The 26,969-nt window shown below is 61.6% G+C and carries 27 protein-coding genes; 13 read left to right on the top strand and 14 right to left on the bottom strand.

The features are described from left to right. Positions 1 to 120 precede the first annotated feature (120 nt). Genes HEQ17_RS13195 through HEQ17_RS13180 form a run of 4 tightly spaced genes read right to left on the bottom strand, consistent with a single transcriptional unit; the run spans position 121 to position 3,968 of the window. Complete coding sequence (locus tag HEQ17_RS13195) at positions 121 to 933, bottom strand: carbohydrate ABC transporter permease (protein ID WP_296293153.1); 813 nt, start codon at positions 931 to 933, stop codon at positions 121 to 123. Beyond that, the gene (locus HEQ17_RS13190) at positions 926 to 1,819 is read right to left on the bottom strand and encodes a carbohydrate ABC transporter permease (RefSeq protein WP_296293152.1); all 894 of its coding nucleotides are present in this window, start codon (positions 1,817 to 1,819) and stop codon (positions 926 to 928) included. The genes HEQ17_RS13195 and HEQ17_RS13190 overlap by 8 nt, the downstream gene beginning before the upstream one ends. Continuing rightward, on the bottom strand, positions 1,816 to 2,892 hold the full coding sequence (locus HEQ17_RS13185) for an ABC transporter ATP-binding protein (protein ID WP_296293151.1): 1,077 nt from the start codon (positions 2,890 to 2,892) through the stop codon (positions 1,816 to 1,818). Before HEQ17_RS13185 ends, HEQ17_RS13190 begins: the two co-directional genes overlap by 4 nt. After that, entirely contained in the window at positions 2,892 to 3,968 is a 1,077-nt protein-coding gene (locus tag HEQ17_RS13180; protein WP_296293150.1) for an ABC transporter ATP-binding protein, read from the bottom strand. The genes HEQ17_RS13185 and HEQ17_RS13180 overlap by 1 nt, the downstream gene beginning before the upstream one ends. A 168-nt stretch (positions 3,969 to 4,136) precedes the next feature. Between HEQ17_RS13180 and HEQ17_RS13175 the strand changes: the two genes are divergently transcribed. Both HEQ17_RS13175 and glpK read left to right on the top strand, forming a co-directional pair. Next, entirely contained in the window at positions 4,137 to 4,919 is a 783-nt protein-coding gene (locus HEQ17_RS13175; RefSeq protein ID WP_296293149.1) for a DeoR/GlpR family DNA-binding transcription regulator, read from the top strand. A gap of 42 nt (positions 4,920 to 4,961) precedes the next feature. Next, the gene (gene glpK, locus HEQ17_RS13170) at positions 4,962 to 6,455 is read left to right on the top strand and encodes a glycerol kinase GlpK (protein ID WP_296293148.1); all 1,494 of its coding nucleotides are present in this window, start codon (positions 4,962 to 4,964) and stop codon (positions 6,453 to 6,455) included. 155 nt (positions 6,456 to 6,610) lie between these two features. Here glpK and HEQ17_RS13165 read toward each other — a convergent pair whose 3' ends face one another. Beyond that, positions 6,611 to 7,051, bottom strand: coding sequence for a universal stress protein (locus HEQ17_RS13165; RefSeq protein WP_296293147.1), 441 nt, complete (start codon positions 7,049 to 7,051; stop codon positions 6,611 to 6,613). Positions 7,052 to 7,383: 332 nt separating this feature from the next. On the opposite strand from HEQ17_RS13165, the gene HEQ17_RS13160 reads away from it, so the two are divergent. Together HEQ17_RS13160 and HEQ17_RS13155 are read left to right on the top strand one after the other, a co-directional pair. After that, the gene (locus HEQ17_RS13160) at positions 7,384 to 8,820 is read left to right on the top strand and encodes an NAD-dependent succinate-semialdehyde dehydrogenase (protein ID WP_296293146.1); all 1,437 of its coding nucleotides are present in this window, start codon (positions 7,384 to 7,386) and stop codon (positions 8,818 to 8,820) included. Positions 8,821 to 8,949: 129 nt separating this feature from the next. Next, positions 8,950 to 9,378: a c-type cytochrome gene (locus HEQ17_RS13155; RefSeq protein WP_296293145.1), complete on the top strand. Its 429-nt coding sequence runs from the start codon at positions 8,950 to 8,952 to the stop codon at positions 9,376 to 9,378. On the opposite strand, the gene HEQ17_RS13150 is transcribed toward HEQ17_RS13155, so the two are convergent. Continuing rightward, the gene (locus HEQ17_RS13150) at positions 9,347 to 10,321 is read right to left on the bottom strand and encodes an oxygenase MpaB family protein (RefSeq protein WP_296293144.1); all 975 of its coding nucleotides are present in this window, start codon (positions 10,319 to 10,321) and stop codon (positions 9,347 to 9,349) included. The two genes, HEQ17_RS13155 and HEQ17_RS13150, sit on opposite strands and share 32 nt — an antisense overlap. A gap of 188 nt (positions 10,322 to 10,509) precedes the next feature. On the opposite strand from HEQ17_RS13150, the gene HEQ17_RS13145 reads away from it, so the two are divergent. Next, positions 10,510 to 11,097: a hypothetical protein gene (locus HEQ17_RS13145; protein WP_296293143.1), complete on the top strand. Its 588-nt coding sequence runs from the start codon at positions 10,510 to 10,512 to the stop codon at positions 11,095 to 11,097. A gap of 13 nt (positions 11,098 to 11,110) precedes the next feature. On the opposite strand, the gene HEQ17_RS13140 is transcribed toward HEQ17_RS13145, so the two are convergent. Further along, positions 11,111 to 11,626: a lipocalin family protein gene (locus HEQ17_RS13140; RefSeq protein ID WP_296293142.1), complete on the bottom strand. Its 516-nt coding sequence runs from the start codon at positions 11,624 to 11,626 to the stop codon at positions 11,111 to 11,113. A gap of 176 nt (positions 11,627 to 11,802) precedes the next feature. After that, positions 11,803 to 12,291 (bottom strand): cyclic pyranopterin monophosphate synthase MoaC, encoded by a 489-nt coding sequence (gene moaC, locus HEQ17_RS13135; protein WP_296293141.1) that lies wholly within the window; start codon positions 12,289 to 12,291, stop codon positions 11,803 to 11,805. A 62-nt stretch (positions 12,292 to 12,353) separates the two neighbouring features. Between moaC and HEQ17_RS13130 the strand changes: the two genes are divergently transcribed. Further along, a complete protein-coding gene (locus HEQ17_RS13130; RefSeq protein WP_296293140.1) occupies positions 12,354 to 13,922 on the top strand; it encodes a M48 family metalloprotease in 1,569 nt (522 codons plus the stop codon). A 46-nt stretch (positions 13,923 to 13,968) separates the two neighbouring features. Further along, on the top strand, positions 13,969 to 14,430 hold the full coding sequence (locus HEQ17_RS13125; protein ID WP_296293139.1) for a DUF3717 domain-containing protein: 462 nt from the start codon (positions 13,969 to 13,971) through the stop codon (positions 14,428 to 14,430). 41 nt (positions 14,431 to 14,471) lie between these two features. On the opposite strand, the gene recX is transcribed toward HEQ17_RS13125, so the two are convergent. Then, on the bottom strand, positions 14,472 to 14,936 hold the full coding sequence (gene recX / locus HEQ17_RS13120; protein WP_296293138.1) for a recombination regulator RecX: 465 nt from the start codon (positions 14,934 to 14,936) through the stop codon (positions 14,472 to 14,474). A gap of 24 nt (positions 14,937 to 14,960) precedes the next feature. Next, entirely contained in the window at positions 14,961 to 15,998 is a 1,038-nt protein-coding gene (gene recA / locus HEQ17_RS13115) for a recombinase RecA (RefSeq protein WP_090044113.1), read from the bottom strand. A 141-nt stretch (positions 15,999 to 16,139) separates the two neighbouring features. On the opposite strand from recA, the gene HEQ17_RS13110 reads away from it, so the two are divergent. Then, on the top strand, positions 16,140 to 16,658 hold the full coding sequence (locus tag HEQ17_RS13110) for a MarR family winged helix-turn-helix transcriptional regulator (RefSeq protein WP_296293137.1): 519 nt from the start codon (positions 16,140 to 16,142) through the stop codon (positions 16,656 to 16,658). Between the two features lie 27 nt (positions 16,659 to 16,685). Here the strand turns inward: HEQ17_RS13110 and HEQ17_RS13105 are convergent, their stop codons facing one another. Then, positions 16,686 to 17,648: a LysR substrate-binding domain-containing protein gene (locus tag HEQ17_RS13105; RefSeq protein ID WP_296293136.1), complete on the bottom strand. Its 963-nt coding sequence runs from the start codon at positions 17,646 to 17,648 to the stop codon at positions 16,686 to 16,688. Positions 17,649 to 17,756: 108 nt separating this feature from the next. On the opposite strand from HEQ17_RS13105, the gene HEQ17_RS13100 reads away from it, so the two are divergent. The 4 genes from HEQ17_RS13100 to HEQ17_RS13085 all read left to right on the top strand — a co-directional run bounded on the left by HEQ17_RS13100 (position 17,757) and on the right by HEQ17_RS13085 (position 22,107). Continuing rightward, positions 17,757 to 18,722 carry a tripartite tricarboxylate transporter substrate binding protein BugE gene (locus HEQ17_RS13100; protein ID WP_296293135.1) on the top strand — a complete coding sequence of 322 codons (966 nt, stop codon included), beginning with the start codon at positions 17,757 to 17,759 and terminating at the stop codon, positions 18,720 to 18,722. A 123-nt stretch (positions 18,723 to 18,845) separates the two neighbouring features. Beyond that, positions 18,846 to 19,766 carry an N-formylglutamate amidohydrolase gene (locus HEQ17_RS13095; protein ID WP_296293134.1) on the top strand — a complete coding sequence of 307 codons (921 nt, stop codon included), beginning with the start codon at positions 18,846 to 18,848 and terminating at the stop codon, positions 19,764 to 19,766. A 168-nt stretch (positions 19,767 to 19,934) separates the two neighbouring features. Next, complete coding sequence (locus HEQ17_RS13090; RefSeq protein WP_296293133.1) at positions 19,935 to 20,609, top strand: response regulator transcription factor; 675 nt, start codon at positions 19,935 to 19,937, stop codon at positions 20,607 to 20,609. 37 nt (positions 20,610 to 20,646) lie between these two features. Continuing rightward, the gene (locus tag HEQ17_RS13085; protein ID WP_296293132.1) at positions 20,647 to 22,107 is read left to right on the top strand and encodes a sensor histidine kinase; all 1,461 of its coding nucleotides are present in this window, start codon (positions 20,647 to 20,649) and stop codon (positions 22,105 to 22,107) included. Positions 22,108 to 22,270: 163 nt separating this feature from the next. Here the strand turns inward: HEQ17_RS13085 and HEQ17_RS13080 are convergent, their stop codons facing one another. Genes HEQ17_RS13080 through HEQ17_RS13070 form a run of 3 tightly spaced genes read right to left on the bottom strand, consistent with a single transcriptional unit; the run spans position 22,271 to position 23,933 of the window. Next, a complete protein-coding gene (locus HEQ17_RS13080; RefSeq protein WP_296293131.1) occupies positions 22,271 to 22,576 on the bottom strand; it encodes a hypothetical protein in 306 nt (101 codons plus the stop codon). A gap of 14 nt (positions 22,577 to 22,590) precedes the next feature. Beyond that, positions 22,591 to 23,352, bottom strand: coding sequence for a biotin--[acetyl-CoA-carboxylase] ligase (locus HEQ17_RS13075; RefSeq protein ID WP_296293130.1), 762 nt, complete (start codon positions 23,350 to 23,352; stop codon positions 22,591 to 22,593). Beyond that, entirely contained in the window at positions 23,349 to 23,933 is a 585-nt protein-coding gene (locus tag HEQ17_RS13070) for an SET domain-containing protein-lysine N-methyltransferase (protein WP_296293129.1), read from the bottom strand. The genes HEQ17_RS13075 and HEQ17_RS13070 overlap by 4 nt, the downstream gene beginning before the upstream one ends. A 95-nt stretch (positions 23,934 to 24,028) precedes the next feature. On the opposite strand from HEQ17_RS13070, the gene HEQ17_RS13065 reads away from it, so the two are divergent. Beyond that, the gene (locus HEQ17_RS13065) at positions 24,029 to 26,944 is read left to right on the top strand and encodes a DNA topoisomerase III (RefSeq protein WP_296293128.1); all 2,916 of its coding nucleotides are present in this window, start codon (positions 24,029 to 24,031) and stop codon (positions 26,942 to 26,944) included. Positions 26,945 to 26,969 lie beyond the last annotated feature (25 nt).

The following is a 26,969-nucleotide window of genomic DNA, read 5'->3' as shown; positions in this document are numbered from 1 at the left end:
CTGCTGCAACATCCCTCAGGCAACGGTCGCTGCCTGTGCTCTGGGGGCGCAGGCTTCGCGGTGTACTGTCTGAAAAATCACGGATCTCGGTCATTTCTGTTCCTTTGCGCTGCGAATCCCTTACACACGTCCCATAGCGAAACCTTTTGCGATGTAGTTGCGCACGAACCAGATCACAATCGCGCCAGGCACGATGGTGAGAGTCCCGGCGGCGGCCAGCGTCGCCCAGTCCATGCCACTGGCGCTCACGGTACGGGTCATGGTGGCCACGATAGGTTTGGCGTTGACGCTGGTCAGCGTGCGAGCCAGCAGCAGCTCGACCCAGCTGAACATGAAGCAGAAGAAGGCGGCTACACCCACACCCGCCTTGATCAAGGGCAGGAAGATGGTGAAGAAAAAGCGGGGGAAGCTGTAGCCGTCCACATAGGCGGTTTCATCGATCTCGCGTGGGATGCCGCTCATGAACCCTTCCAGAATCCATACGGCCAGCGGCACATTGAACAGCAGGTGTGCCATGGCCACGGCGATGTGGGTGTCCATCAGCCCCATGGTGGTGTAGAGCTGAAAGAACGGCAGCAGGAATACGGCCGGAGGCGTCATCCTATTGGTGAGCAACCAGAAGAACACGTGCTTGTCACCCAGAAAGCGGTAGCGCGAGAACGCATAGGCTGCCGGCAGGGCCACGGTGAGTGAGATCACCGTGTTGATGGCCACATAAATCAGGCTGTTGATGTAACCAGAGTACCAGGAAGGGTCGGTGAAGATGGTCTGGTAGTTGGCCCAGGTGAACTCGTTAGGCCAAAGGGTGAATGAAGAAAGGATCTCCTGATTTGTCTTGAAACTCATGTTGACCATCCAATAGATGGGCAGCAGCGCAAACACCAGGTAGGCGATGAGGAACAAGGTCCTCTTCTTGAATCGCCGCTTAACCATGAGTCGCCTCCTTCTGGGATGCGCCCAGGCTCTGCATCCAGTTGTAGAGCACGAAGCAAAACAGCAGGATGATGAAAAAATAGATCAGGGAGAAGGCGGCTGCCGGGCCGACGTCGAACTGCCCCACTGCCTTGGTGGTCAGGTACTGCGACAGGAACGTGGTGGCACTGCCAGGCCCTCCTCCGGTGAGTACGAAAGGCTCGGTGTAGATCATGAAGCTGTCCATAAAACGCAGCAGCACCGCAATCATCAGCACCCCTCGCATCTTGGGCAACTGGATATAGCGGAACACGGCCCACTTGCTTGCGCCGTCGATGCTGGCGGCTTGGTAATAGGCATCGGGGATGCTTCGCAGGCCGGCATAGGCCAGTAAGGCCACCAAGGGTGTCCAGTGCCACACGTCCATGACCAACACGGTCCACCAAGCGTGCGAAGCCTTGCCGGTGTAGCTGTAGTCAAAGCCTGCCTGCTGCAGGTAATACCCCAGCATGCCGATGTCGGCCCGACCGAAGATTTGCCAGATGGTGCCCACAACGTTCCATGGGATCAGCAGAGACAGTGCCACGATCACCAGTACCGCCGAGGCCTTCCAGCCCTGTGCTGGCATGGACAAAGCCAGTGCGATGCCCAGAGGGATCTCGATCAGCAGCACCGCGAGCGAGAACTGTATCTGCCGCCACAAAGCGCCGTGGAGATCCTCGTCCCGCATCACGGCGGCAAACCATTCGGTGCCGACAAAGACTCGGCGATCTGGCGACAGGATGTCCTGGACCGAGTAATTGACAACCGTCATCAGTGGCAAGATGGCAGAGAACGCCACGCACACAACGACGGGCAGCACCAGAAACCAGGCTTTCTGATTGACGGGTTTGGTGGTGGCACTCATGACACGAGAACCTCGTTTTGATAGAAGCATGTGTGCTCGCCCAGCACCTGCAAGTGGACAGTGTCGCCAGGTTGCGGCACAGCGGATGCTGGTGAGAGACGGACTTTCAGAATGTATACATCCATTTGGCAGGTGACCATTTGACAGGTGCCGATGTCTTGCACCCGCAGCACCTGGGCTGCAAGGCTACCCGCGCAACCTTCAGTCGATAAAGACAGATACTCTGGTCGGATACCCAGCGTGATCGGACCGACTGGCAGCGTGCGACCGGCAGGCACCTCAAGCACCTGGTTCAGCACCAGCAACTTTCCTGTTTCGATTCGGGCGGGCAGAAAGTTCATCCCGGGCGAACCGATGAAGTGGCCCACAAAAGTATGGGCCGGCCGCTCGAACAGGGCCTCGGCCGGCCCCACCTGCACCGCCTTGCCGCGCGACATGACCACCACCTCATTGGCGAAAGTGAGTGCCTCCACCTGGTCGTGCGTGACGTAGATCAGGGTGAGCTTGAGCTCGTGGTGGATTTGTTTGAGCTTGCGGCGAAGTTGCCATTTCAGGTGCGGGTCGATCACGGTCAACGGTTCGTCGAACAAAATGGCAGACACATCGGAGCGCACGAGCCCGCGACCCAGCGAGATCTTCTGTTTTTGATCCGCGCTCAGTCCGGCTGCGCGCATGTCGAGTTGGTGGCTCATTTCCAGCATCTCGGCGATGCGGCCCACACGCGCCTTGATCTCGCTGGCCTGTACCTTTCGGTTCTTCAGTGGAAAGGCCAGGTTCTGCGCTACGGTCATGGTGTCGTAGATGACCGGGAATTGGAACACCTGAGCGATGTTGCGCTGCTGCGGGCTCATGCGGGTGACATCATGGCCATCGAATTTCACCCAGCCCTGCGAGGGCTGCAGCAGCCCCGACATGATGTTGAGCATGGTGGTCTTGCCACAGCCCGACGGACCCAACAGGGCATAGGCACCGCCGTCCTCGAAGGTCATCTTCAGCGGCAGCAGGGCGTAATCCTCGTCGCGCTGGGGGTTGGCCCTGTAGGCATGAGCCAGGTCGAGTTCGATGCGGGCCATCAGGCGACCTTTCCGGGTCGGGCCGGGGCCCGCACCAGCGGGCCTGCGGCATCAAAGACAAACAGGCTCTCGGGGTTCAGGTAGAGCGTGATGGGTGCACCCAGCGGACAGTCATGCACACCGGGAAGCTGGGCCACAAGGTTGCCCACCGCGGTGTGGACATGGACAAAGGTGTCGGAGCCGGCGATTTCTGCCAGCTCGACGCGGCCAGTCAGTGTCACGTCGAATGGCCGGGCCTGATCGCGCAGGCCGCCGGCGCGCACACCGAGCACAAGCTGGCCCGGTGCGTTGGCCGGCAAGGCCAGTGGCCATACCGCACCACCGCCAACGCGCGCACCGCCGTTCACTGCCTCGGCCGGCACGAGATTCATGGGCGGGTCGCTGAAGGCCCGGGCTACGCGGATGCTCTGCGGGGCATGAAACAACTCGGCCGTGGGGCCATACTGGAGCAATTCGCCAGCATCCATCACAGCCGTATAGCCGCCCAGCAGCAAGGCCTCGCCGGGTTCGGTGGTGGCGTAGACAACGGTGGACTCGCCACTGGAAAACAGCAGGGTGAGTTCTTCGCGCAATTCCTCGCGCAGCTTGTAGTCGAGATTCACCAGGGGTTCATCCAACAACATCAGCGGTGCCCCTTTGGCCAGGGCGCGGGCCAGCGCAACGCGTTGTTGCTGGCCGCCCGACAGTTCGGAGGGCAGACGGTCCAGAAACACCTCGATGTGCAATCGAGCAGCCAGGTCCTGCACCTTGTGGTCGATGTCCCTTTCGCCACGAAGCTTCATGGGGGATGCGATGTTCTGAGCCACCGTCATGGATGGGTAATTGACGAACTGCTGGTAGACCATGGCCACGTTGCGCTGCCGAACCGCAACCCGGGTCACGTCGACGCCATCTGCCAGCACGCGTCCGGTGGTGGGCACATCCAGGCCGGCCATGATGCGCATCAGGCTGGTTTTGCCGGCCTGAGTGGCGCCCAGCAGAACCGTGACGCAGCCGGGCACCAGTGTGAGGCTTTGGGGGTGCAGGTGGACCGAAGGCCCCACCGTCTTGCCCACCAGCTCCAGAGAAAGCTGCATTCGATCTCCAGTAAAAAGAAACACCCTGCGAACAAATTGATTCGTTCGTTTGGAGATTTTATTGTTCGTTTCTGTTCTTTTGGATTCAGTGTTAACCCTTATCAGGCTCTTTTTATTTTCCGTTATGTTCGAGTACAGATTTATCTTGGCCCGTCTATCCTGTACCCCATGAACCTGAATCCGCGCCATACCCAACTGTTGGACGCAGTACGCGCCAGCAGCCCCCAAACCATTGAGGCTCTGGCCGAGCGTTTTGGTGTCACGCTACAGACCGTGCGGCGCGACGTGAAGCGTCTCGTTGAGGCGGGGTTGCTGTCCCGATTTCACGGCGGGGTGCGGCAGCCTGTCTCGACCACCGAGAACATTGCCTACCGACAACGCCAACGCATGTCATCGCAGGCCAAGATCTGCATCGCGCGGGCGGTGGCAAGCCGTGTGCCCAACGGATGCTCCCTGATCATGAACATCGGCACCACCATAGAGGCGGTAGCGCACGAGCTGCGGCACCACCAGGGCCTGCGCGTGATCACCAACAACCTGCACATTGCGTCTGTGATGAGCACCTACCCGGACTGCGAGGTGATCGTGGCCGGAGGGCAGGTGCGCAGTGGGGACCAGGGCATCGTTGGCGAGGCCACTGTGGACTTCATGCGTCAGTTCAAGGTCGATATCGGCCTGATTGGCATCAGCGGTATCGAAGCCGATGGCACATTGCGTGACTTTGACTACCGCGAAGTGAAAGTGGCGCGTACCATTGTTGAACATTCGCGCGAAGTGTGGTTGGCCGCCGACCACAGCAAGTTCAACCGATCGGCCATGGTGGAGCTGGCACGGCTCGATGACATCGACGTGCTGTTCACCGACCAGCCCCCGCCTTCGCCATTCGACGAACAGCTGGCGCTGGGCAACGTGAAATGCGTGCTGTGTGATACCGAACCCAATACCGATTGAGTCGTTTCGCGAGCCCAATCCATCTGTTTAACCGTTTTCAATATGACCTACCTTTTGGCTCTGGATCAGGGCACTTCGAGTTCTCGCAGCATCGTCTTCGATCATGCCGGCCGTGTCGTGAGCATGGCCCAAAGGGAATTTCCGCAGATCTACCCACAGCCGGGATGGGTGGAACACAAGCCTTTAGATTTGTGGCAGAGCCAACTGGCCACCGCGCGCGAGGCCCTGAATAAAGCCAACTTACAGGCCAGCCAGATCCATGCCGTAGGCATCACCAACCAGCGTGAAACCACGCTGGTATGGAACCGAAAGACCGGTGAGCCGGTGTACAACGCCATCGTCTGGCAGGATCGCCGAGCAGAAAGCACCTGTACCACGCTGCGCGAACAGGGTCTGACTGACACCGTGTTGCAAAAGACAGGCTTGCGCATTGATGCGTATTTCTCTGGCACCAAGCTCAAGTGGATCCTGGATAAGGTACCCGGCGCGCGTGCCCAAGCCGAACGCGGCGAACTGGCCTTCGGCACGGTCGACAGTTGGCTGATCTGGCAACTCAGCGGTGGTGCACGGCACGTCACCGACATCAGCAATGCATCGCGCACCATGCTGTTCAATATCCATACCCGGCGGTGGGACGATGAGCTGCTGGCAGCGTTGGACATACCGGTCAGTTTGATGCCACAGGCCCTGCCGTCGAGCGGGCACTTTGGTCAAATAAGTGCGCAGTGGCTGGGCGCCCCGCTCGAGATCAGCGGCGTGGGAGGTGACCAACAAAGCGCCCTGTTTGGTCAGGCCTGCTTTCGTGCTGGCATGGCCAAGAACACCTACGGCACCGGTTGCTTCATGTTGATGCACACCGGCGAGCGCTTTCAGGTGAGCCAAAATGGCCTGATCACCACTGCCGCCGCGCAACCGCCCGGCAACCCCCGGTTTGCGATGGAGGGCAGCGTGTTCATAGGTGGCGCGGTGGTGCAGTGGCTGCGAGACGGACTGCGCGCCATCGAATCCAGCAGGGAGGTGCAGGCACTCGCCCAAAGCGTGCCCGATGCGGGGGGCGTGGTGCTGGTGCCAGCCTTCACGGGCCTTGGCGCACCCTACTGGCAGCCCGAGACCCGCGGCAGTATTACCGGCCTGACACGAGGCACCACCATGGCCCACATTGCGCGCGCTGCCCTTGAAAGTATTGCCTTCCAAAGCGCTGCATTGCTCGACGCCATGAGCCGCGATGCCGTGGCCGCAGGTGGCGTGCCGGTGAGCGAACTTCGGGTGGACGGCGGCGCTTGCGTGAACGATTTGTTGATGCAGTTTCAAGCCGACCTGCTGGGCATTCCGGTGGTGCGGCCTGCGGTGATCGAGACCACTGCGCTGGGCGCCGCCTATCTGGCCGGCCTTCACACCGGGCTGTACTCTGGGCTGGAGGAGCTGACTTCACTGTGGCGCGCCGAACGCACCTTCCACCCTACGCTGTCGCGCGAGCGGGCGGCAGAAAAAATGGCGCAGTGGGAGCATGCGGTGCGCCAGACGGTAGCGGCCTAGCCGAAACCCGCTTTGTCACGATGGTTGCCGGTCGCTTGAAGACCAATCGTCAAAAACGATGCCGCAACGGTCGCCCTAACGCGCAACTGGGCGCGCGGACGGGCGTGACGTGATCGACAGGCGCTGCCATGCTGCCTATGTTGGCACAAGGCCGATCATGCCCCCCGCACCATCAGCACTGGTACGGGGCACAAACGCATGACCTGTTCGGCCCCGCTGCCCAACAGCATGCGACCCAGTCCCCTGCGGCCGTGGCTGCCCACGACCACCAAGTCTGCCCCCCAGCTTGCCGCTTCATCGGCCACGTTTTCGCCAAGGCGCTGGCCGGGTTTGTTGAGCAGTTGGGTATCGGCGTTCACACTCAGGGCCGCCGCAGCGTCCATCGCGTTTTGCAATATTTTTTTGGCGTTGTCGAAAGCGCAGGTGTGCAGATCGTCCGATAACTCGTAGCTGCTGAAGTAACGCACGTCATCCATGACGTGCAAAAACCGCACGCTGGCCAAGGACTCGTGCGCCATATCCAGCGCCACGCGCATGGCTTTGTCGGCCGTGTCGCTGCCATCAATGGGCACCAGGATTTTCTTGAAAAGGCTCATGCAGATCTCCTGAAGCAAAAAGTGATGCAGTGCACGGTCCAGTGGTGCGGCGCATGGCAAGCCAGCGGTCGATGCTGTGGCCAAGTTCATGCATTGCCTTTCCTGCTCAGCCCAGGCACTTGCGTGGGATCAATCAGGGGTTGATGTTAGGCCCGTGCTGGCCGGCGCACCATCCATCAGAAGGTCAATTGTGTGATGTCCCCGGATTTATGCCGGAGGGTGATGCGGACCGGGGCCTGTCCCGTGCTTGACCGCCATGACGCTAAATCGGGCGACAATCTGGCCTTTGTTCGGGTGGTTTGTCGCCCGACTCCCGATTTCTGGAACAACCCATGACCTACCCAAATACCCAACTCTTCATCAACGGTCAATGGTGCGACGCCGAGGGCGGTCGCAGCCTGCCCGTGTTCAACCCCTCCACCGGCACCGAAATTGGCCGCTTGGCCCATGCCGGTGTGCCCGACTTGGAGCGTGCTGCGCAAGCCGCGCAAAAGGGTTTTGAAATCTGGCGCGACACCCCCGCCAACGAGCGCAGCGCCATCCTGCGCAAAGCTGCCGCGCTGATGCGCGAGCGTGCCCCGCACATTGCCGAGCTGCTCACCCAGGAACAAGGCAAACCCCTGGCTGAAGCCAAGGCCGAAGCCATGACGGCTGCCGACATCATCGAATGGTTTGCCGAGGAAGGCCGCCGCGTGTATGGTCGCATCGTGCCGCCGCGCAACCTCCAGGTGCAACAGCAGGTGCTCAAGCAGCCCGTGGGCCCGGTTGCTGCGTTCACGCCCTGGAACTTTCCGGTCAACCAAGCGGTGCGCAAGATGTCGGCGGCGTTGGCCACCGGCTGCTCCATCATCGTCAAGGCCCCTGAAGAGACCCCTGCTGCCCCTGCTGAATTGATCCGTGCTTTCCATGACGCGGGTGTGCCCGCTGGTGTCATCGGTTTGGTGTACGGCACGCCCGCCGAAATTTCCAACTACCTGATCGCGCATCCATTGATCCGCAAGATCACCTTCACCGGCTCCACGCCAGTGGGCAAGCAATTGGCCGCCTTGGCGGGCCAGCACATGAAGCGCGTGACCATGGAGCTGGGCGGTCACGCCCCGGTGATCCTGGCCGAAGACGCCGACATCGGTTTGGCCCTGAAGACTGCGGGTGCGGCCAAGTTCCGCAACGCGGGCCAGGTTTGCATTTCGCCCACCCGTTTTTTGGTGCACCACGCGATTGCGGATGAGTTTTCCCAGCGTTTTGCCGAGCAAGCGCAGGCCCTGAAAGTGGGCGATGGCCTCACGGCAGGTACGCAGATGGGCCCATTGGCCAACGAGCGCCGCTTGGCCGCCATGCAGTCCATCGTGCAGGACGCCCGAGCCAAAGGCGCCAAGGTGTTGACAGGCGGTGAACGCATCGGCACCCAAGGCAATTTCTTTGCGCCCACCGTGCTGTCGCATGTGCCGCTCGATGCCGATGTGGTGGTCAATGAGCCCTTTGGCCCGATTGCCGCCATCCGCAGCTTTGAGAAGATCGAAGACGCCATTGCCGAAGCCAACCGCCTGCCCTTTGGTCTGGCCGCTTACGCCTTCACCCATTCCATGAAAACCTTGCACCAGCTGAGTCAGCGCCTCGAAGTGGGCATGCTCTGGGTCAACCAGCCGGCCGCGCCCTGGCCCGAACTGCCCTTTGGCGGCGTGAGGGATTCGGGCTATGGCTCCGAAGGTGGCCCCGAGGCGATGGAGGCCTACCTCAACACCAAGACGGTGTCCGTCTTCCACGCCTGATGTTCGGCGGCTGGACACCGGGCCCATGGGCATCTGGTGACCGGATCTGAGCCCTTTGGCGCGCCAACGCACAGACGCCTGGCGCTGTTTTTCCGATGATGACGCTTTTCCAAAACAACAGGAGCCATCATGAATAACAACAGCATCCAGCGTGCCGTCATCGCCAGCATCCTCAGCGTCACCGCTTCGGCTTGGGCCCAAACCTCGGTGGGTTTGGGGCGTGCTGACTACCGCGACAACTGCGCCAGTTGCCACGGCACGACGGGCAAGGGCAATGGGCCGATGGGCTCGTTTCTGGTCAAGCCAGCGTCGGATCTGACCCAGATTGCACAGCGCAATGGCGGCAAGTTCCCGCAGGAGTTGATGTGGGAGATCATCGATGGCCGTTGGTCCGGCGACGGCGGGCCCCACGGGTCGCGCGAAATGCCGGTCTGGGGCCAAGAGTTCAAGGCCCGCGCCATGACCCAGACCGGAGACTCGCCCACCACCGCCGAGTGGTCTGCGCGCAACCGCATCGTGTCGCTGATCAGGTATCTGGAGACGATCCAGGTGCCTTGACGGCTGGGGAAGTGCTGACCCGCTGGCGCGCCCGTGCCGCCACGCCCGTGTCGGCAAAGGCCCAGGCCAGCGAGGCACCCATGGCTTGCAAGGCGCTGCGCACGGCAGCTTGCTCGGCCAAGCAAGTGCGTGGGCGCTGCAACAAGTCCAGCGCCCAATCGGGCAGCATCTGAAAGGCGGCTCGCACCATGAGCATGACCAGCGGCCGCTCGCTGGGCGCGCAAGGGTAGTTTTCAATCAGGTGGATGGTCTCGCGGGTGCGTTCATCCATCAGCAAATCGGGCCGGTAAGCCAGCAGTTGAGTGAGCGCCTGGTGGCGTGTTTCGGGCAAGTCCTGCGCTCCTAGGCGCTGGCCCACGCGGCTCATTTCCCAAAAATACCGGTCTTGCTGCGCGGGGCTGAGCGCTTGCATTGACAGGTCCTGGTAGGCGCGCAAAAAGCTGATGGTCTCGCCAAGGTGTACCCAACGGATCAGTTCGGGCTCGTTGGCCACGTAGCAGCGGCCATCGGGCAAGGTGCCACGGATGTTGGCGTGGATGTGGTTGACCCGCTCGATGGCCTGCAAGGCCGCGGCCGTGCCGCCATAGGTGGTGGTGGCCACAAAAGAAGCGGTGCGTCCCAGCCGCGCGCGCAACTGGGTGCGAAAGCTGGAGTGGTCCCACACGGCGGCCAGCGCGCGCGGATGCAAGGCTTGCAAGATCAGCGAAGACAAGCCGCCCGTCATCATGGCCACGAAATGCGCATGCACTTGCCAAGTGACGGCATCCGGTCCGAACAGGCCGGGATCACCCGCAGGATGCAAAAAATCATGGGCATCGCCCGTGGCCCCGGTCATGGCCCGCACGCGCGCGCCCAACTCGGACTGGATGCGGGCCGTCACGGCATCCTTGAGCGGACAGACCCAAGCATTCATCGCGGCAGAAAATGAGGCAAAAGAAGACATGGTTCCACAAGGTGCTGGCAAGCAGTGTGGGCCAGCCAGCGCCAGTCTGCACATTGCGTGGTAATGGGCGTGCCGGGGTTCGGGCTTTGGCAGCCCAATAACCTTGCGTGAACCAAGACCTTTGGCCAGCCAAGGGCACTGCCAACCGGTGCATGCCCGAACATGAGCGGCTAACTTGGAGACATGCGATGGCCTGGCTGGATTTTTTGAAAAATGGCAACGAACTGAGCGAACTGCTGATCGAGGGCAACAATCCCTATGGAGCGCAGTTGCTCAAACAAGCCGATGTGGAGCAGATGCGTGACCACCTCCAGTCGACCGAACGGTTGCTGGGCTATGTGCTGGGCCGCGTGGTGCTGGCAGGGCGGGGTTTGTGGTTGTTGACGGACCAGCGGTTGCTGGTGTCCGAAAACGACACGGGCACAACGGTGCAACACTTTGCCCTGAAGGACATCACTGAGGCCGAGTGCGTCAAGGGCAAATATGGCTACACCTTGCGTGTCACGGCGGCGGGCCAACAGCGCAGCGTGTATGGCGCATCGGCGCATCTGGCGGCGGTGTTTTACCGGGCGCTGGGTCAAAAGGTACGGTGCAGTCCGGTTTACAAACCCACAACGCTTGATGCGGATGACGTGGCCGAGGTGGTGCACCACTTCTCGGACGCCGCTTTGCGTTTGCAGCCTGATGCGCTGGTCAATGCCGGTGCACGTGCCCTGATTGCCCAACTCGCACAAGATGCCGCCAGCCAGGTGCGCGTGGCCGAAGCGGCGCACTGAGCCCCGTCATCTGTCAAGGTTTGCTGGGCTCGATCTTTTTCAGGTCAAAGCCCAGTTTGTCGAGCTTGGCCAGCAAGGCTTGGTAGGTGGAAACTGGCATTTGGGGGGGGCGTGACAAGATCCACAGGTATTCGCGCCGGGGTTCGCTCACCACCACCCACTGGTAATCAGGGTCCAGGTCGATGATCCAGTAATCGCCCCACACCATCGGAACGAATGACAACCAGGCGGGCGCAAAGCGGACCTTCAACTGGGCAGAGGTGGGCCCCCCAATTTGTCGGGCGGCGCCCAGCGCTTCGCTCCATTCGCCCTGGTCGGTTTTGCAGCGGTTGAGCACCTGCACCCGACCATCGGCTTGCAGGCTGTAAGTGGCCTGCGTGCTGTTGACGCACTTCTTCTGAAACCGATTGGGGTATTTGGCGATCTCGTGCCAGGTGCCCATGTAGCGGGGCACATCCACTGAGGGCACGGTTTGCAGGGGCGCTGTCTGGGCTGGCACAATGCCGATGGCCAGCATAAGCAGGGTCATGCAAATGGTGGCGCGAACGCCCACTGCGTGCAAGCCTTTGGCACGCATCAAAGCACGATCGGGCCGAAAGTCCCGTCCATGTTCTGGCCAAGGCCGTGGCTGTCGCCCTTGATGGGCAGGTGCTTGTCGCGCCGGTGAAGGTCCATGATGTGATCTTTTGCTTAAATGGGAAATTCTCATGCCGTTGGGCGGCCGGCCACAAAGCTCCCCGACTTGCCGCCGTGCTTTTCCAGCAGCTTCACATCGGTGATGACCATGCCCCGGTCCACGGCTTTGCACATGTCGTAGATGGTGAGCAGCGCCACTTGCACGGCAGTGAGGGCTTCCATTTCGACCCCTGTTTGGCCGTTCACTTCGGCCGTGGCTGTGCAGACCACGCTGGAGTCTTGGATGTCGAATTCAACGGCCACCCGGGTCAAGCCGATGGGGTGGCACAGGGGAATCAGGTCGCTGGTTTTTTTAGCGCCCTGGATGCCTGCAATTCTGGCAATGCCCAGCACATCGCCCTTTTTGGCAGAGCCGGAGGTGATCAATGCCAAGGTGCCGGGCAACATGCTGATCCGGCCCCGGGCCACGGCCACACGCCGGGTGTTGGCTTTGTCTCCCACATCGACCATGTGGGCTTGGCCTTTTGCATCAAAATGGGTCAGGACATGGTGGTTCATGAGCAGAAATTTCAGGATTGACGACAGGTTCACAACAAGCGTGCATCATACGGTGCTAATACATGGCATGGATCGCTTTGAAACTTACTGATCGACGACTTCACAATGTGCTCGGGCTGGCGCTGGCTTGGGCTCTGAGTGCGGGCTTGGCGCATGGTCAGGCGATGGGCTTGCCCGCGCTTGGCGATGGCGAGAGCATTTCCCTGAGTGCCGAGCGTCAATTGGGTGACCGGATTGCCCGCGAGCTGTTTCGTGACCCGGATTATCTGGAGGATGCGGTGCTGGACGAGTACATTCAGCAGCTTTGGGCGCCTTTGGTGAGAGCCGCCGTGGCGCGCGGTGAGTTGTCCGCAGAGCTTCAAGAGCGGTTTGCCTGGCGGATTTTGCTGGGTCGAGACCGTTCGGTAAATGCCTTTGCATTGCCCGGGGGGTATTTGGGGGTGCACCTGGGTTTGATGGCGGTGGTGAGCACGGCCGACGAGTTGGCGTCGGTGCTGGCCCATGAGTTGAGCCACGTCACGCAGCGGCACATTGCGCGCGGCATCAGCGATCAGTCCAAGATGACCCCATGGTTGGTGGGTTCCATGATTTTGGGTGCCATGGCGGCCAGTAAAAACCCGCAAGCAGCGCAGGCCCTGATTGTGGGGGGGCAAGCTGCAGCCATTCAGACTCAGTTGAGCTACACCCGCGACATGGAAAGAGAGGCCGACCGTGTCGGCTATGGCATTTTGGTGGATGCGGGGTATGACCCCGGCGGGTTTGTCAGCATGTTTGCCAAATTGCAGCAAGCTGCGGGCTTGAATGACAGCGGGGCATTTCCGTATCTGCGCAGTCACCCTTTGACCACCGAGCGCATGGCCGACATGCAGGCTCGCCAGCAATTGAATGCGTCCCTGCCCCGGCCGTTGCCAGACATGGCGCACGCCATGCTGGCAGCCAGAGCCCGGGTTTTGTCACAAAGCGGCCCCGACGCGCTCAAGGCCTGGACTCAAGGCCCGGCATCACTGGCTGCCACGGCTTCGGCTGCCGACCGGGCGGCTGCGCTTTATGCGGCGAGTTTGTCCCATCTTTTGTTGCGCGATGCTGAGGGCACCTCGCGTCATCTGCAGTCCTTGAGCGCTTTGGTTCAGTCGCATCGCCACTTGCCCTCCCATGCGGCGGCGCAGCGATGGTTGCATTTGCTTGAGGCCGAGGTGGCGCAGCGGCAAGAGAAGCCGGCATTGGCCGTGCAGGTGTTGACGAAAGAAAACCAGGGGCAGCGCTTGCTGCGTCCTGAATTGATGGCCTTGTCGCAGGTGCTGCAGCAATTGCCCGAGCACCCCCTGTGGCCATCCGTCAAAGCGCAGTTGCGGGAGGTGGTGCGGCAGACCCCGCTGGACGCGCAGGCCTGGGACCGTTTGTCGGGCCTGTTGACGGTACAAGGTCAAACTTTGGCGGCCATGCGAGCGGCCGGAGAGGCGCAGGCGGCCCGACTCGATTGGCCGGGTGCCATCGACCGTTTTCGTGCAGCGCAAGAGGCGGCCCTTGCCGGACGTTTGCAGCCGGGTGAACACATTGAGGCGTCCATTGTGGATGTGCGCCTGCGGCATGCCCGCGAACGCCTGCGGGCCTTGCAGCCGCCAGACCGTTGATCCTGGCCATTGGGGCTATGATCGCCCTCCTCGAACACCCCACACCATGTCTGGCATCCACATCACCGACATCGAAGCGGCCATCAACCATTGGCGCAGCAAGAACCCTTCTCCGGATGGGGTGACTCTGCCGCCTGAGTTGCGAGCTTTGGCCGAGGTTTATGGCTTGATGGTTTACCACCGGCAGGACTTGGTCGATGAGTGTTCGTGGCCGCTGGCTGCCGCCTTGGCCTGGCAGGATTGGTATGCCACGACCCCGGACACGCCGTGTATTGCCATTTGTTCGACCAGTCAGGGCGACGAAAGTTGCAAGGGCTGTGGTCGCAGTTTTGAAGAGGTGCAGCTTTGGACCGAAATGAGCCCTGCTGCAAAGCGTGCCGTGTGGCGTCGCATCACGGTGGATGGCACGTCCTGGCGTTTCAATCGGTATGCCGAGCGCGCCGCCGAAGACCGCCACTGGGCCAAAGTCGCAGCACAAGCGCAGGTGCTGCTGGACTTGACCCCCTGACTTTGAGGGCGCGCCCGCCAGGCACTCCTGCCGCGCTGAAATCACCCGAAGTCGTCTTCGTCAGCGCCCCTGACCACCTGCCGCACCACTTCTGCGTTGAAGCCTCGGGTGAGCAAAAAGCGCATGTGTTTGGCGCGGGTCTGCGGGTCTGGCGGCGGGCTGCCAAATTTCTTGCGCCAGACTTCCCGGGCACGGCTGAGTTCGGTGTCCTTGAGGTTCGCCAGGGCGTGGGCCACTGCTTCGCCAATCAAGCCTTTGGCAATCAACTCTTGCTGGACCTTGGCCGTGCCCCATTTGCCTGCACGCCGGTGGACCACGGATTCGATGGCGCGGCCGTCGTTGAGGAAGTCACGCGTCTGCAACTCGTCAAGCGCTTTGGCCAATTCGCCGGGCACTGTTTCGTGGGGTGCCAGTTTGCGTTCCAGCTCGGCGCGCGAGTGTTCGCGCTGACTCAAAAGCCGCAGGGCGCGGCCTTTGAGCGAGGGTTGAAATCCGGGCTTGTTCAAGCGGGGCCGCCTCTTAATGGACTTTTATTCGCCTTTGGGCTCGGCAATGGCCGACTCCAGCAAGCGGATGCCCAGCGATTCGCGCACCTTGTTTTCGATTTCGCGGGCCAACGCCGGGTTCTCGCGCAAGAACTCGCGGGCATTGTCACGGCCTTGGCCGATTTTCTCGCCCTGGTAGGCGTACCAAGCGCCCGACTTGTCGACGATCTTGGCGGTGACGCCCATGTCGATCACCTCGCCTTCTCGGCTGATGCCCTCGCCAAACAGGATGTCGAACTCGGCCGTCTTGAAGGGCGGCGCGACTTTGTTCTTGACCACTTTGACCTTGGTCTCGTTGCCGATCGCGTCGTCACCTTTCTTGATGGTGCCGGTGCGGCGGATGTCCAGACGAACCGAGGCGTAAAACTTGAGCGCATTGCCGCCGGTGGTGGTTTCGGGGCTGCCGAACATGACACCGATCTTCATGCGGATCTGGTTGATGAAGATGACGGTGCAATTGGTCTTCTTGATGGTGGCGGTCAGCTTGCGCAGGGCCTGGCTCATCAAGCGGGCTTGCAGGCCGGGCAGGCTGTCGCCCATGTCGCCTTCGATTTCGGCCTTGGGGGTGAGGGCTGCGACCGAGTCGATCACGACCAGATCGACCGCGCCGGAACGCACCAGGCTGTCCACGATTTCCAGGGCTTGTTCGCCGGTGTCGGGCTGGCTGACCAGCAGCTCTTGCAGGTTCACGCCCAGGTTTTGGGCGTATTGCACGTCCAGCGCGTGCTCGGCGTCGACAAAGGCGCAGGTGCCGCCCAGGCGCTGCATTTCGGAGATGACTTGCAAGGTCAGGGTGGTTTTGCCGGAAGACTCGGGGCCGTAAATCTCGATCACGCGGCCACGGGGCAAACCGCCCACACCCAGCGCGATGTCCAGGCCCAAAGAGCCGGTGGACACGACCTGGATGTCGGCGATGACTTCGCCCTCACCCAGGCGCATGATGGTGCCTTTGCCGAATTGCTTTTCAATCTGGGCCAGGGCGGCTTGCAGGGCTTTGGACTTTTCGCTGTTGTCGTCGCTCATGAGAATCTCCTTGAATATCAATGGGTTGGGGCATCGGGTTCAGCGGTGATGTGCTGTTTACTGGATGCGTGAACAGTACTGTAAACGAGCTGTATAAAACTGTAAACAGTATTTTTGGTCAGTTTGCCTTATCATTTAGCCATGTCAGAAAACAGCCATTCAAACGCCTTGAGCAGCCCTGCGCTGCAGGATGAGCGCTGGCGTCAGACGCATTTGGGCCGGCTGTTGGGCCACGCCATGCGGCGGTTTGACGAGCGCGTTCTGCACCTGATGGCGGGCAACGAGGGCGTGCCGCTGGCGCTGGCCAACCTGGCCTCGCGTGACCAAATCAGCGCCGCGCATGTGCACATCACGCGCCATTTGGCGCTGGACGGCTCGCGCCTGACCGATCTGGCGCGGGCGGCGGGCATGAGCAAACAGGCCATGGGAGATTTGGTGGACCAGTGCGCGGCCTGGGGGCTGGTGCAGCGCGAACCCGACCCGCTGGACGCTCGCGCTCGCCGGGTGGTCTTCACCCCCGTGGGCCTGGCCTGGCTGCAAGCCTTCAAGGAAGCAGTGGCCCAGGCCGAGGCCGAATTCCGTACCGAAGTGGGCAAGGATGTGGCCACCGTGGTGGCTTTGGGGCTGGAGGTGTATGCAGCAGGCGCGGGGGGCGGATGATCGCCATGCGTGGGTGCGATCAGGCCATCAGGGAAATGGGGTCGACGTGGCAAGTGCGGCGTGCTTGGCGTCTGGCTCGCCCGCAGCCCCCTGCAAGAGCCATTGACGAAAACACAACAGCGCGTGCAGCTGTGTGCGGCCTTCCGGATAGCAGAACCAGTAGCCCATGTCGCCGCAGTAGCCGCCGCCCATCGGGTATTGGGCCAGGGGCTCGCGCACAAGCCCGGCAGCGATCTCGTCCTGCACCAGGCAGCGCGGCACCAGCGCCAGGCCCATGCCCGCCATAACGGCGCGGATCATAGTCTGGAACTGGTCGAACTGCGGGCCCGCCAGCGGGTTTATCAATCCTGTCACGCCTTGTGTCTCGCTCCAGTGCAGCCAGGCCTCGGGCACCGTCACATGGCGCATCAGCGTATGGCGCGCCACATCGCCTGGTGTGTTGATGGCGATATCGGCTGAAAGCGTGCGCGGTGCGATCAGCGCGACCTCGTTGCCCGTGATGTAGTCGGCGTGCGCGCCCGGCCAGTGGCCATCGCCAAAGAGGATGGAGCAGTCCAGCTCGGGCCGCTCGAAGTCGTAGCTGTGCACGTAGGGCACGAAGTGCAGGGTGATCTGCGGGTGCAGATGCTGAAACTGCGGCAGGCGCGGGATCAGCCACTTGGCGGCAAACGTGGGCAGGCTCGACAGGTGCAGCGCGCCGCCGCCATCGTTGCTGGTGATCAGCTCCAGTGTGGCGGCTTCCAGCTGAGCCAGCACGGCGCGCACGGCCTTCTCGTAGCGCTCGCCCGCAGGGGTCAGTGTCAGGCGCTTGCGGCTGCGCTCGAACAGGACCACCCCCACCCAGTCCTCCAGCTCCCGGATCTGCTTGCTCACTGCGCTTTGCGTCAGGTGCAGTGCATCCGCCGCGCGGGACACGCTGCCAAAACGCGTCACCCCTGAAAAGGCGCGCAACAGGTGAAAAGGGGGTGTAAGACGGCGGAGCGAGGACATGGCGCAGCAGTTTGATTATTCCTTTTTGGAATGTTATCAGCTCCATCTGTTGCTTGTCACCCGAGCGCTCCAACCGTAATCTCCGTTTTTTACAAAGGAGAACTACCCATGCAACGCCGTCACATGCTCTCAGCGCTTGCCGCTGTATCTTTCGCTCCCGGAATGTCTTTCGCGCAAGAGGGGCAGCCCCTGCGCATCATCGTGCCGTTCCCGCCGGGCGGTGCCACCGACATCACGGCCCGCAGTCTGCAGGAGCCGCTGTCGCGCATCCTCAAGCAGCCCGTGGTGCTGGAAAACCGTGGTGGTGCGGGTGGCTCCATCGGCATGGCCGAGGTGGCCCGCGCCCCGGCAGACGGCCTGACGCTGGGCGTGGCCACGCTCTCTACCCACGGTGTGAACCCCGCCGTGTACAAAAAGCTGCCGTACGACCCCATCAAGGATTTCGTGGGTGTGACCGAAATCGTGAAGGCCCCCGGTGTGTTGGTGGTCAACCCCGCCGTCCTGCCCGTCAAGGACTTTGCCGAACTGGTCAAGTACCTCAAGGCCAACCCCGGCCAAGTGTCCTACGCCAGCCCGGGCAACGGCACCATCGGCCACATGTGGGGCGAGCTGTTCAAGCGCAGCACTGGCACGTCGATGGTGCACATTCCGTACCGAGGCGCAGGCCCGGCCATCAACGATGTGCTGGCGGGGCAGGTGGCCGTGTACTTCGATCAGGTGGCGTCCTCGCTGCCCCACATCAAGTCCGGAAAGCTGCGGGCGCTGGCGGTGTCCTGGCCTGTGCGGCTGGAGGTGCTGCCCGACGTGCCCACCTACGCGGCCCTGGGCTACAAACAGGCCAACGAACCGTCATGGTTTGGGCTGGTGGCGCCGGCCGGGATACCCCGCGCCGCGGTAGACCGCATCCAGCAAGCCGTGGCGCAGGCGCTGCGCGAGCCCGCGGTGCGCGAGCGCCTTGCCGGGCAGGGGCTTTACCCTTCGGGCACGATATCCAGGGAGTTCACCGCCCAGATTGCCGACGAGATCGGCAAAATGAAGGGCGTCGCCGCCTACGCCAAGGTCGTGCTCGACTGAACCCACACCGGGCCCGGGAGGGCCCGGCGGCCATAGCCGGGAAAGACCGCGACAGCGATAACCATGGTCTTTCACCGGTCTGGGCGGCCAGGCCAGCCGCCCCACTTTGTGCACACTCTGCCTATGCATGCAGCCCTGAAACTGATCCAGCAACACTTCCAGCAAGCCCAACCCGGTGTGACCGACTCACCCGGACCTGCGCCCGCTTTCGTGACGGCCCTTGCCGGCACCACCGCCCTGGTGCTCGACTCGCCCCACAGCGGCACGCATTATCCGGCCGACTTCAACTCGGCCTGCGCGCTGGCCACGCTGCGGCGCGCCGAGGACACCCATGTCGAGAAGATCTACGCCTTTGCTCCAGAGCTGGGAGCGGCCTGGATCGAGGCGCACTTTCCGCGCATCTACCTGGATGCCAACCGGAGTACGACCGAGCTGGACACCACCCTGCTCGATGAGCCCTGGCCTGACCCCGTCGCGACCGACCCCGCCGTGCTGAGCAAGGTGCGCCTGGGCAAGGGCCTGATCTGGAAGCTGACCGACGAAGGCGAGCCCATCTACAACCGCCAGCTCACGGTGGCCGAGGTGCGTCATCGCATAGATCGCTGCTGGCACCCTTACCATGCCGCCGTGCAGCAGGCCATCGGGGCGGCCCATGCACGGCATGGTTTCAGCATCCACATCAACTGCCACTCCATGCCTGCGGTGGCCGGGCGTTTCGCCACCGATTTCCCAGGTCTGGAGCATGCGGATTTCGTGGTGGGCGACCGCGACGGCACCACCGCCAGCCCGGCACTTTCGGCCATGATCTGCGAGCAATTGCGCGCGCGCGGCTACAGCGTGGCCTACAACCATCCGTACAAAGGGGTTGAACTGGTGCGCCGCTACAGCCAACCGGCGCAGCACCGGCACAGCATTCAGTTGGAGATCAACCGCAAGCTCTACATGGACGAGCACACACTGGCCCAAATCCCGCAGGGCATGGCCCGACTGCAGAGCGACCTGAGGGCGCTGGTGCAGACGCTGCTGGCAACCGACCCGCGCTGAGGCTAGCCCCGGGGCGCGGTCAGCCCGGGGCAGCCGGGTGTCGCCCTTGGACGAACGGCTTGTCAGGATTGCGCCGCGCCGCGCCGCGCCGCGCAGCGCAGCGCTACCCCCTAAAATCACCGGGCGGACAGGCCATCCATCACGGCCGCACATCAACAGGAGACAGCCATGCGCATTCTGATAGCCGAAGACGAGCAAGTGCTTGCTGACGGTTTGTTGCGCACTTTGCGAAGTGCGGGTGCTGCGGTGGACCACGTGGCCAGTGGCAGCGAAGCCGACGCGGCTTTGATGACCAACAACGAATTCGATCTGCTGATTCTGGACTTGGGTTTGCCCAAGATGCATGGCCTGGAGGTGCTCAAACGTTTGCGCGCCCGAGGTTCTGTGCTCCCGGTGTTGATCCTCACGGCAGCAGACAGTGTGGAAGAGCGCGTCAAAGGCCTGGACTATGGGGCTGACGATTACATGGCCAAACCCTTCAGCCTGCAGGAGCTCGAGGCCCGCGTGCGGGCTCTCACCCGCCGCGGCATGGGCGGTGCCACATCACAAATCAAGCACGGACCCTTGGTCTATGACCAATCTGGTCGTGTCGCCACCATCGATGGCAAGATGATCGAGCTGTCCGCGCGCGAGTTGGGTTTGCTGGAGGTTTTGTTGCAACGCGCAGGCCGCTTGGTCAGCAAAGACCAGTTGGTCGAGCGCCTGTGCGAGTGGGGCGAAGAGGTCAGCAACAATGCGATCGAGGTGTACATCCACCGCTTGCGGAAAAAAATCGAAAAAGGTCCGATCCGCATTGCCACGGTGCGCGGACTGGGCTACTGCCTGGAAAAAATCCCGGGTTGATTGCTTTGCCACACCGATGCTGCAGATCCACTGACCCATGACGTCCAAAGGCTGGAATTTGCGGGTTTTCAAACGCGAGCAACGCTCGTTGTTTGGTGAAATTCTGGACTGGATGCTGACACCGCTGCTTTTGCTGTGGCCCATCAGCTTGGCCCTGACCTGGTTGGTCGCTCAGGGGTTGGCCAACAAGCCTTTTGACAGGGCGCTGGTGTACAACGTTCAGGCCCTGGCGCAACAGGTCAGGCTTGGGCCCGACAAGACTGTGCAATTCAACCTGCCTCAGCCAGCGAGCGAACTGCTGCGAGCTGACGAGACGGATCGGGTCTTTTACCAAGTCCGAGGCGCACAGAATGAACACCTCAGCGGTGAGCGCGACCTGCCATTGCCCAAGCCCTATGAACCCACAGGCAGCAGCTACGAGGTGCATATCCGTGACGACGAAATGCGGGGTCTAGAAGTTCGGGTGGCCTACACCTGGATACGGCTGGATGCTGAGGGCAATCGAATCGCTTTGGTTCAGGTGGCCGAGACGCGAGAAAAAAGGTCTGTGCTGGCGGCCGAAATCATCAAAGGCGTGATGTTGCCCCAGTTTGCCCTGCTGCCGCTGGCAGTGCTTCTGGTGTGGCTGGCTTTGGTGCGTGGCATCAAGCCTTTGTCTCAACTCGAAGAACGCATCCGTGCACGAAAACCGGATGACTTGAGCCCCTTGGACGACAAGGCAGTACCGGTGGAGGTGGCCCCTTTGGTGATGTCGGTCAATGATTTGCTGGACCGCTTGAAAGACTCTATCGTCACGCAAAAACGCTTCTTGGCCGATGCCGCGCACCAGCTCAAAACGCCATTGGCCGGCTTGCGCATGCAGGCCGATCTGGCCCAGCGTTCGGGCTCTAGCGAGGAGGATTTGAAAAAGTCCCTGCAACAGATCGGTCGCGCCAGCGTGCAGGCCACGCACACCGTCAACCAATTGCTCTCATTGGCCCGGGCAGAGGGTGGGGGCGCCCATATTCTGCAAGAGCAGTGCGACATGGCCACCCTGGCCAGTGAAGTTTTGCAAGATTGCCTGCCAAGTGCGATGGACAAGGGGCTGGATCTGGGTTACGAGGGCGTGGAGCCGGGTGCGTCTGGCGCACAGTTGCGGGGCAACAAGACCTTGCTCAAGGAGATGTTGCGTAATTTGGTGGAAAACGCAGTTCATTACACCCCGGGCACCCCTGAGCACAAAGGCGTGATCACGGTGCGGGTACTGGCAGATCCGTACAGCAAAGTGCTGGTTGTGCAAGTAGAAGACAATGGACCGGGTATTCCGCAGCATGAACGGGACCGTGTCTTCCAGCCGTTCTTTCGCGCCTTGGGCACGGACGTGGATGGTTCGGGCTTGGGGCTGCCCATCGTCAAGGAAATTGCACAGCAACATGGTGCAACGGTCAGCATTGACGCCACTTTCACGGGGCAAGCCTGGCCAGGGGCTTGTTTTACCTTGCGGTTTGGCGCGGTCTGAAGCGATGGCCGCTCAGGCCTTTGTACCCATGCCCAGTTGCAAGCGTTCGCGTTGTATCACGCGAGCAACGGCTGGCTCGGCGACTGGCAGAAAGCCCTGTTGCACAAAGAGTGGGTCCAAATGCAAGACGATGGCCAGAAACTGCGTGATGGTCTCTCTCGAATCAAGGCCTGCCAGGGGCAGTGGGCGCTGAGCTGGGGGTGACGTCAGTGTCGCTGTTGCCCGGATTGGCCATTGGCTGCGGGCCACCCGTGGGCTCAGCATCTGCCGGGGTCTCTGAGGGCGCAGCCGAGCCCTGTGCAGGAGGCGTAACCAACAGCTTCAGGGCCTCAGGGCGCAATTGCTGTTGCAGGCGCTCAGGCTCGCGGTTGGCTTGGGGGCTGTAGCCCCAAGGCGCAAAAGTATCCCATTGCCAGGCCAGCACAGCCGCATTCAGCAAAACCAATAGGCCCACGCCGTATTTCAACATGCTCCGCAGTCCCGTCATGTAAAAGGTCGAACGCTGATTTCGGCGCTGTGGATTTCCTGCACGCCCAGCTCGGTCTGCAATCGTAACCCACCCCCTGAACTGACGCCCAGGGCCAGGCCGTGTTGACCATCGCTGGTGTGTACCCTTCGTCCTTTCAGGGCATCCCGAAGATCGAAACGGTTTTGCAGTGGTGCAAAGCCCTTGGTCTGAAATTGCAGCAAGGTTTGGACCAATGGCCAAGCCACCCGAGTCAGACATGCTGCTGCGCTCAAATTGGGCAGCAGTTCCGTCAGCGCCGCAGGCGCGGGATTCAGACCTGCGGCAGGCATCGCAAGGATATTCAGACCGACACCCACCACTACGTGGCTGCGCCCGCCCATGCTGGATGCCTCGACCAGGATGCCACCGAGCTTGCGGTCTTCGAGCCACAAATCGTTGGGCCATTTCAGGCGAATGTCAGGGTGCAGGCTTTCAGCCAGGCTCAGGCCCACAGCCAGGGACAAGCCCGACCAGTCTTTGGGGGTCAAAGACAAGCCGAGGGAAAAGGTGAGGGACTCGCCGGGCAGGCTGCGCCAAACCCTGCCCATGCGGCCGCGGCCAGCGCTCTGGCGCTCGGCCACCAACAAGGTGGCCTCGTGCTGGCCTGACCGAGCCCGTCGCATGAGTTCGCTGTTGCTGGAGTCGATCTCGGGCAGTACTTCCACCGTGAAGTCCGGCAGCAGTGGGTAAACCTGCTCCTGGATCAATTCGGCTGGCCATGCCGTGTGGGGCATCATCGGTTTTTGGTCGTCTTTTGGTCAGACTTGCCAGTCTTGGCTTTGTTTTTCTTTTTCTTTTTTTTGGGTGTTTTGGGTGTGTCGGGGCGGTCCTTGGGCGACAGCAGCGTGCCCCGGCAGTTGGCGCTGCCGCACCAGCAGGGGTATTCGGCCTTGAGCTTCTTGGTGTAAGGCTCGTCGATGATCAGGCCGTAGTCGTAGTTCAGCTCTTCGCCCGCTTTGATGTTGCGAATGGCCTTGATGAAAATGCGGTTGTTGTCTTCATCGGCTTCGCAGTTGGGTGCGCAGCTGTGGTTGATCCAGCGCGAAGAGTTGCCACCAAACAGCGCGTCAATGACCCGGTCTTCGTTCACATGGAAGTAGAAGGTGTGGTTGGGGTCATTGGGGTCGTGCGGGTGGCGCTCTTGTGCCTCGTCCCAGCTGATGACCTCGCCCACGTACTCGATCAGGGTCTCGCCTTCGGCCAGGTCTTGCAGGGCAAAAACGCCCTTGCCATGCACGCCGGAGCGGCGAACCTGGATGCGTTTGCCGGATGCGCTCGGCTTGGTGAGGCTGGGGGAGGAAACTGGGGTTTTGGCCACGGCGTTAAAAATTTGTTATGGTGAATTCATGTGGGCGCGTGCGTGAGCGCGTGCCCGGGCGCGTGCGCACACGCGAGACAACGGATTGTAATGACATGAAAACCTTGGTAATTGCAGAGAAGCCTTCGGTGGCTCAAGACATCGTCAAAGCCTTGACCCCGACCTCGGGCAAGTTCGAAAAACACGACGATCATTTCGAGAACGACAAATATGTGGTGACCAGCGCGGTGGGCCACTTGGTGGAGATCCAGGCCCCCGAGCAGTACGACATCAAACGCGGCAAATGGAGCTTTGCCAATTTGCCGGTGATCCCACCGCACTTTGACTTGAAGCCCGTGGACAAAACCAAGAGCCGCCTGAACGCGGTGGTCAAGCAGGCCAAGCGCAAGGACGTGAACGCCCTCATCAACGCCTGTGACGCGGGCCGCGAGGGGGAATTGATCTTCCGACTGATCGAGCAGTACGCCGGGGGCACCAAGAGCTTGGACAAGCCGGTGCAGCGCCTGTGGCTGCAGTCCATGACGCCCCAGGCCATCCGCGACGGTTTTGACAACCTGCGCACCAACACCCAGATGCAGGGCCTGGCCGACGCCGCCCGCAGCCGCTCAGAAGCCGATTGGCTGGTGGGCATCAACGGCACCCGCGCCATGACCGCCTTCAATTCACGCGATGGGGGCTTCTTCTTGACTACCGTGGGCCGGGTGCAAACGCCCACGCTGGCCGTGGTGGTCGAGCGCGAAGAGCAAATCCGCAAATTCATCAGCCGCGATTACTGGGAAATCCACGCCGAGTTCGCCGCAGCTGCTGGCACCTACCCGGGCAAGTGGTTCGACCCCAAATGGAAAAAAGAAGAAGACGCTGAAAAGAAAGCCGACCGGAAATGGACCGCTGCCGAGGCGCAAGCCATCGTCGATGCCGTGCGTGGCAAAACCGCCAGCGTGACGGAAGAGGCCACGCCCACCACACAAGCCAGCCCCGGCTTGTTTGACCTGACCAGCCTGCAGCGCGAGGCCAACGGCAAATTCGGCTTCTCAGCCAAGACCACGCTGGCCCTGGCCCAAAGCCTGTACGAGCGCCACAAGGCCCTGACCTACCCGCGTACCGACTCGCGCCACCTGCCCGAAGACTATGTGCCCGTGGCCAAACAAACCTTCGAGATGCTGGCCGACAGCGGCATGCGCCACCTGGCCCCGCACGCGCTCACCGCCCTGAACAACCACTACGTGCGCAAGATCCCGCGCGTGTTCGACAACAAAAAGGTGTCGGATCACTTCGCCATCATCCCCACGCTACAAGCGCCCAGCGGTTTGTCTGAGGCCGAACAAAAGCTCTACGACCTGGTGGTGCGCCGCTTCATGGCGGTGTTCTTCCCCAGCGCCGAATACCAAGTGACCACCCGCATCAGCGTGGCTGCAGGCCACAGCTTCAAGACCGTGGGCAAGGTGCTGGTCAAACCCGGTTGGCTGGCCATTTACGGCAAAGAAGCCGCACAAGAAGTGGAAGACGCCAAGGACGGTGACAAAGGCCAGAACCTGGTGCCGGTGCAGCCGGGTGAACAAGTCGGCGTCGACTCGGTCGAGGCCAAGGGCTTGAAGACGCGCCCTCCTGCACGCTACTCAGAAGCCACGCTGTTGGGTGCCATGGAAGGCGCGGGCAAGATGGTGGACGACGACGAGCTGCGCGAAGCCATGCAGGAAAAAGGTCTGGGCACACCCGCCACGCGGGCCGCCATCATCGAAGGCCTGCTGAATGAAAAATACATGCTGCGCGAAGGCCGCGAAATCATTCCCACGGCCAAGGCTTTCCAGCTCATGACACTGCTGCGCGGCTTGCAGGTCGAAGAACTCTCGCGCCCCGAACTCACGGGCGAGTGGGAATACAAGCTCGCGCAAATGGAGCAAGGCAAACTGAGCCGCGCCACCTTCATGGCCGAGATCGCGGCCATGACCGAGCACATCGTCAAGAAAGCCAAAGAGTACGACCGCGACACCGTGCCCGGCGACTACGCCACGGTGACCACGCCCTGCCCCAATTGCGGTGGCGTGGTGAAAGAAAACTACCGCCGCTATACGTGTACTGGATCCGACGGCGCAAGCGACGGCTGCGGCTTCTCTTTTGGCAAGTCGCCTGCGGGTCGCACCTTTGAACAAGCCGAAGTCGAACAGTTCATGCGCGACAAGAAGATCGGCCCGCTGGACGGCTTCCGTTCCAAAGCCGGCTGGCCTTTTGTGGCCGAGATGGCGCTCAAGTACAACGAAGAAGAGAAAAACTGGAAGCTCGAGTTCGACTTCGGTGACGACAAGAAGAACGAAGAGAGTGGCGAAATTGTCGAGTTCACCGACGAGTCGCTCGGCGCATGCCCCAAGTGCGGCAGCCCGGTGCACGAGCACGGCAGCAACTACCTGTGCAGCAAAGCCGTGCCGACGAATGAGCAACCGACGCCGAGTTGCGACTTCAAGACCGGCAAACTCATCTTGCAGCAACCGGTGGAGCGCGAGCAGGTCGTCAAACTCTTGACCAACGGCAAAACCGACGTGCTCGACAAGTTCGTGAGCAACCGCACACGCCGCAGCTTCAAGGCCATGCTGGCCTGGAACCCCGAAGAGGGCAAGGTGACGTTTGAGTTTGAGCAGCGCGAAGGTGGCAAGAAATACCCGCCGCGCAAGACGGCAGCGACCAAGACCCCATTTGGCAAAGCGGCGGCTAAAAAGACCACGGCCAAAACCGCTGCCGCCAAAAAAGCCGCCAAGCCCGCTGCCGAGAAGGCGCCGCGCAAAGCCGCCGTGGGCACCCTCAAACCCAGCCCGGCCCTGATGGCCGTGATTGGCGACGGCACTTATGCCCGCACCGAGGTGGTCAAGAAAATCTGGGACTACATCAAGGCCAACAACCTGCAAGACCCGGCAGACAAGCGCTCCATCAAAGCCGATGGCAAGCTGCAAGCGGTGTTTGGCAAGGACAGCGCCACCATGTTCGAGCTGGCCGGGATCATCGGCAAGCACTTGAGCTGAAAAGCGCATTCGTAGCAGTCAATAT

Source organism: Limnohabitans sp., from assembly GCF_023910625.1.
Taxonomy (GTDB): domain Bacteria; phylum Pseudomonadota; class Gammaproteobacteria; order Burkholderiales; family Burkholderiaceae_C; genus Limnohabitans_A.
The sequence above is the reverse complement of the archived record's forward strand: the minus strand, read 5'-3'. Positions and strand labels throughout refer to the sequence as shown.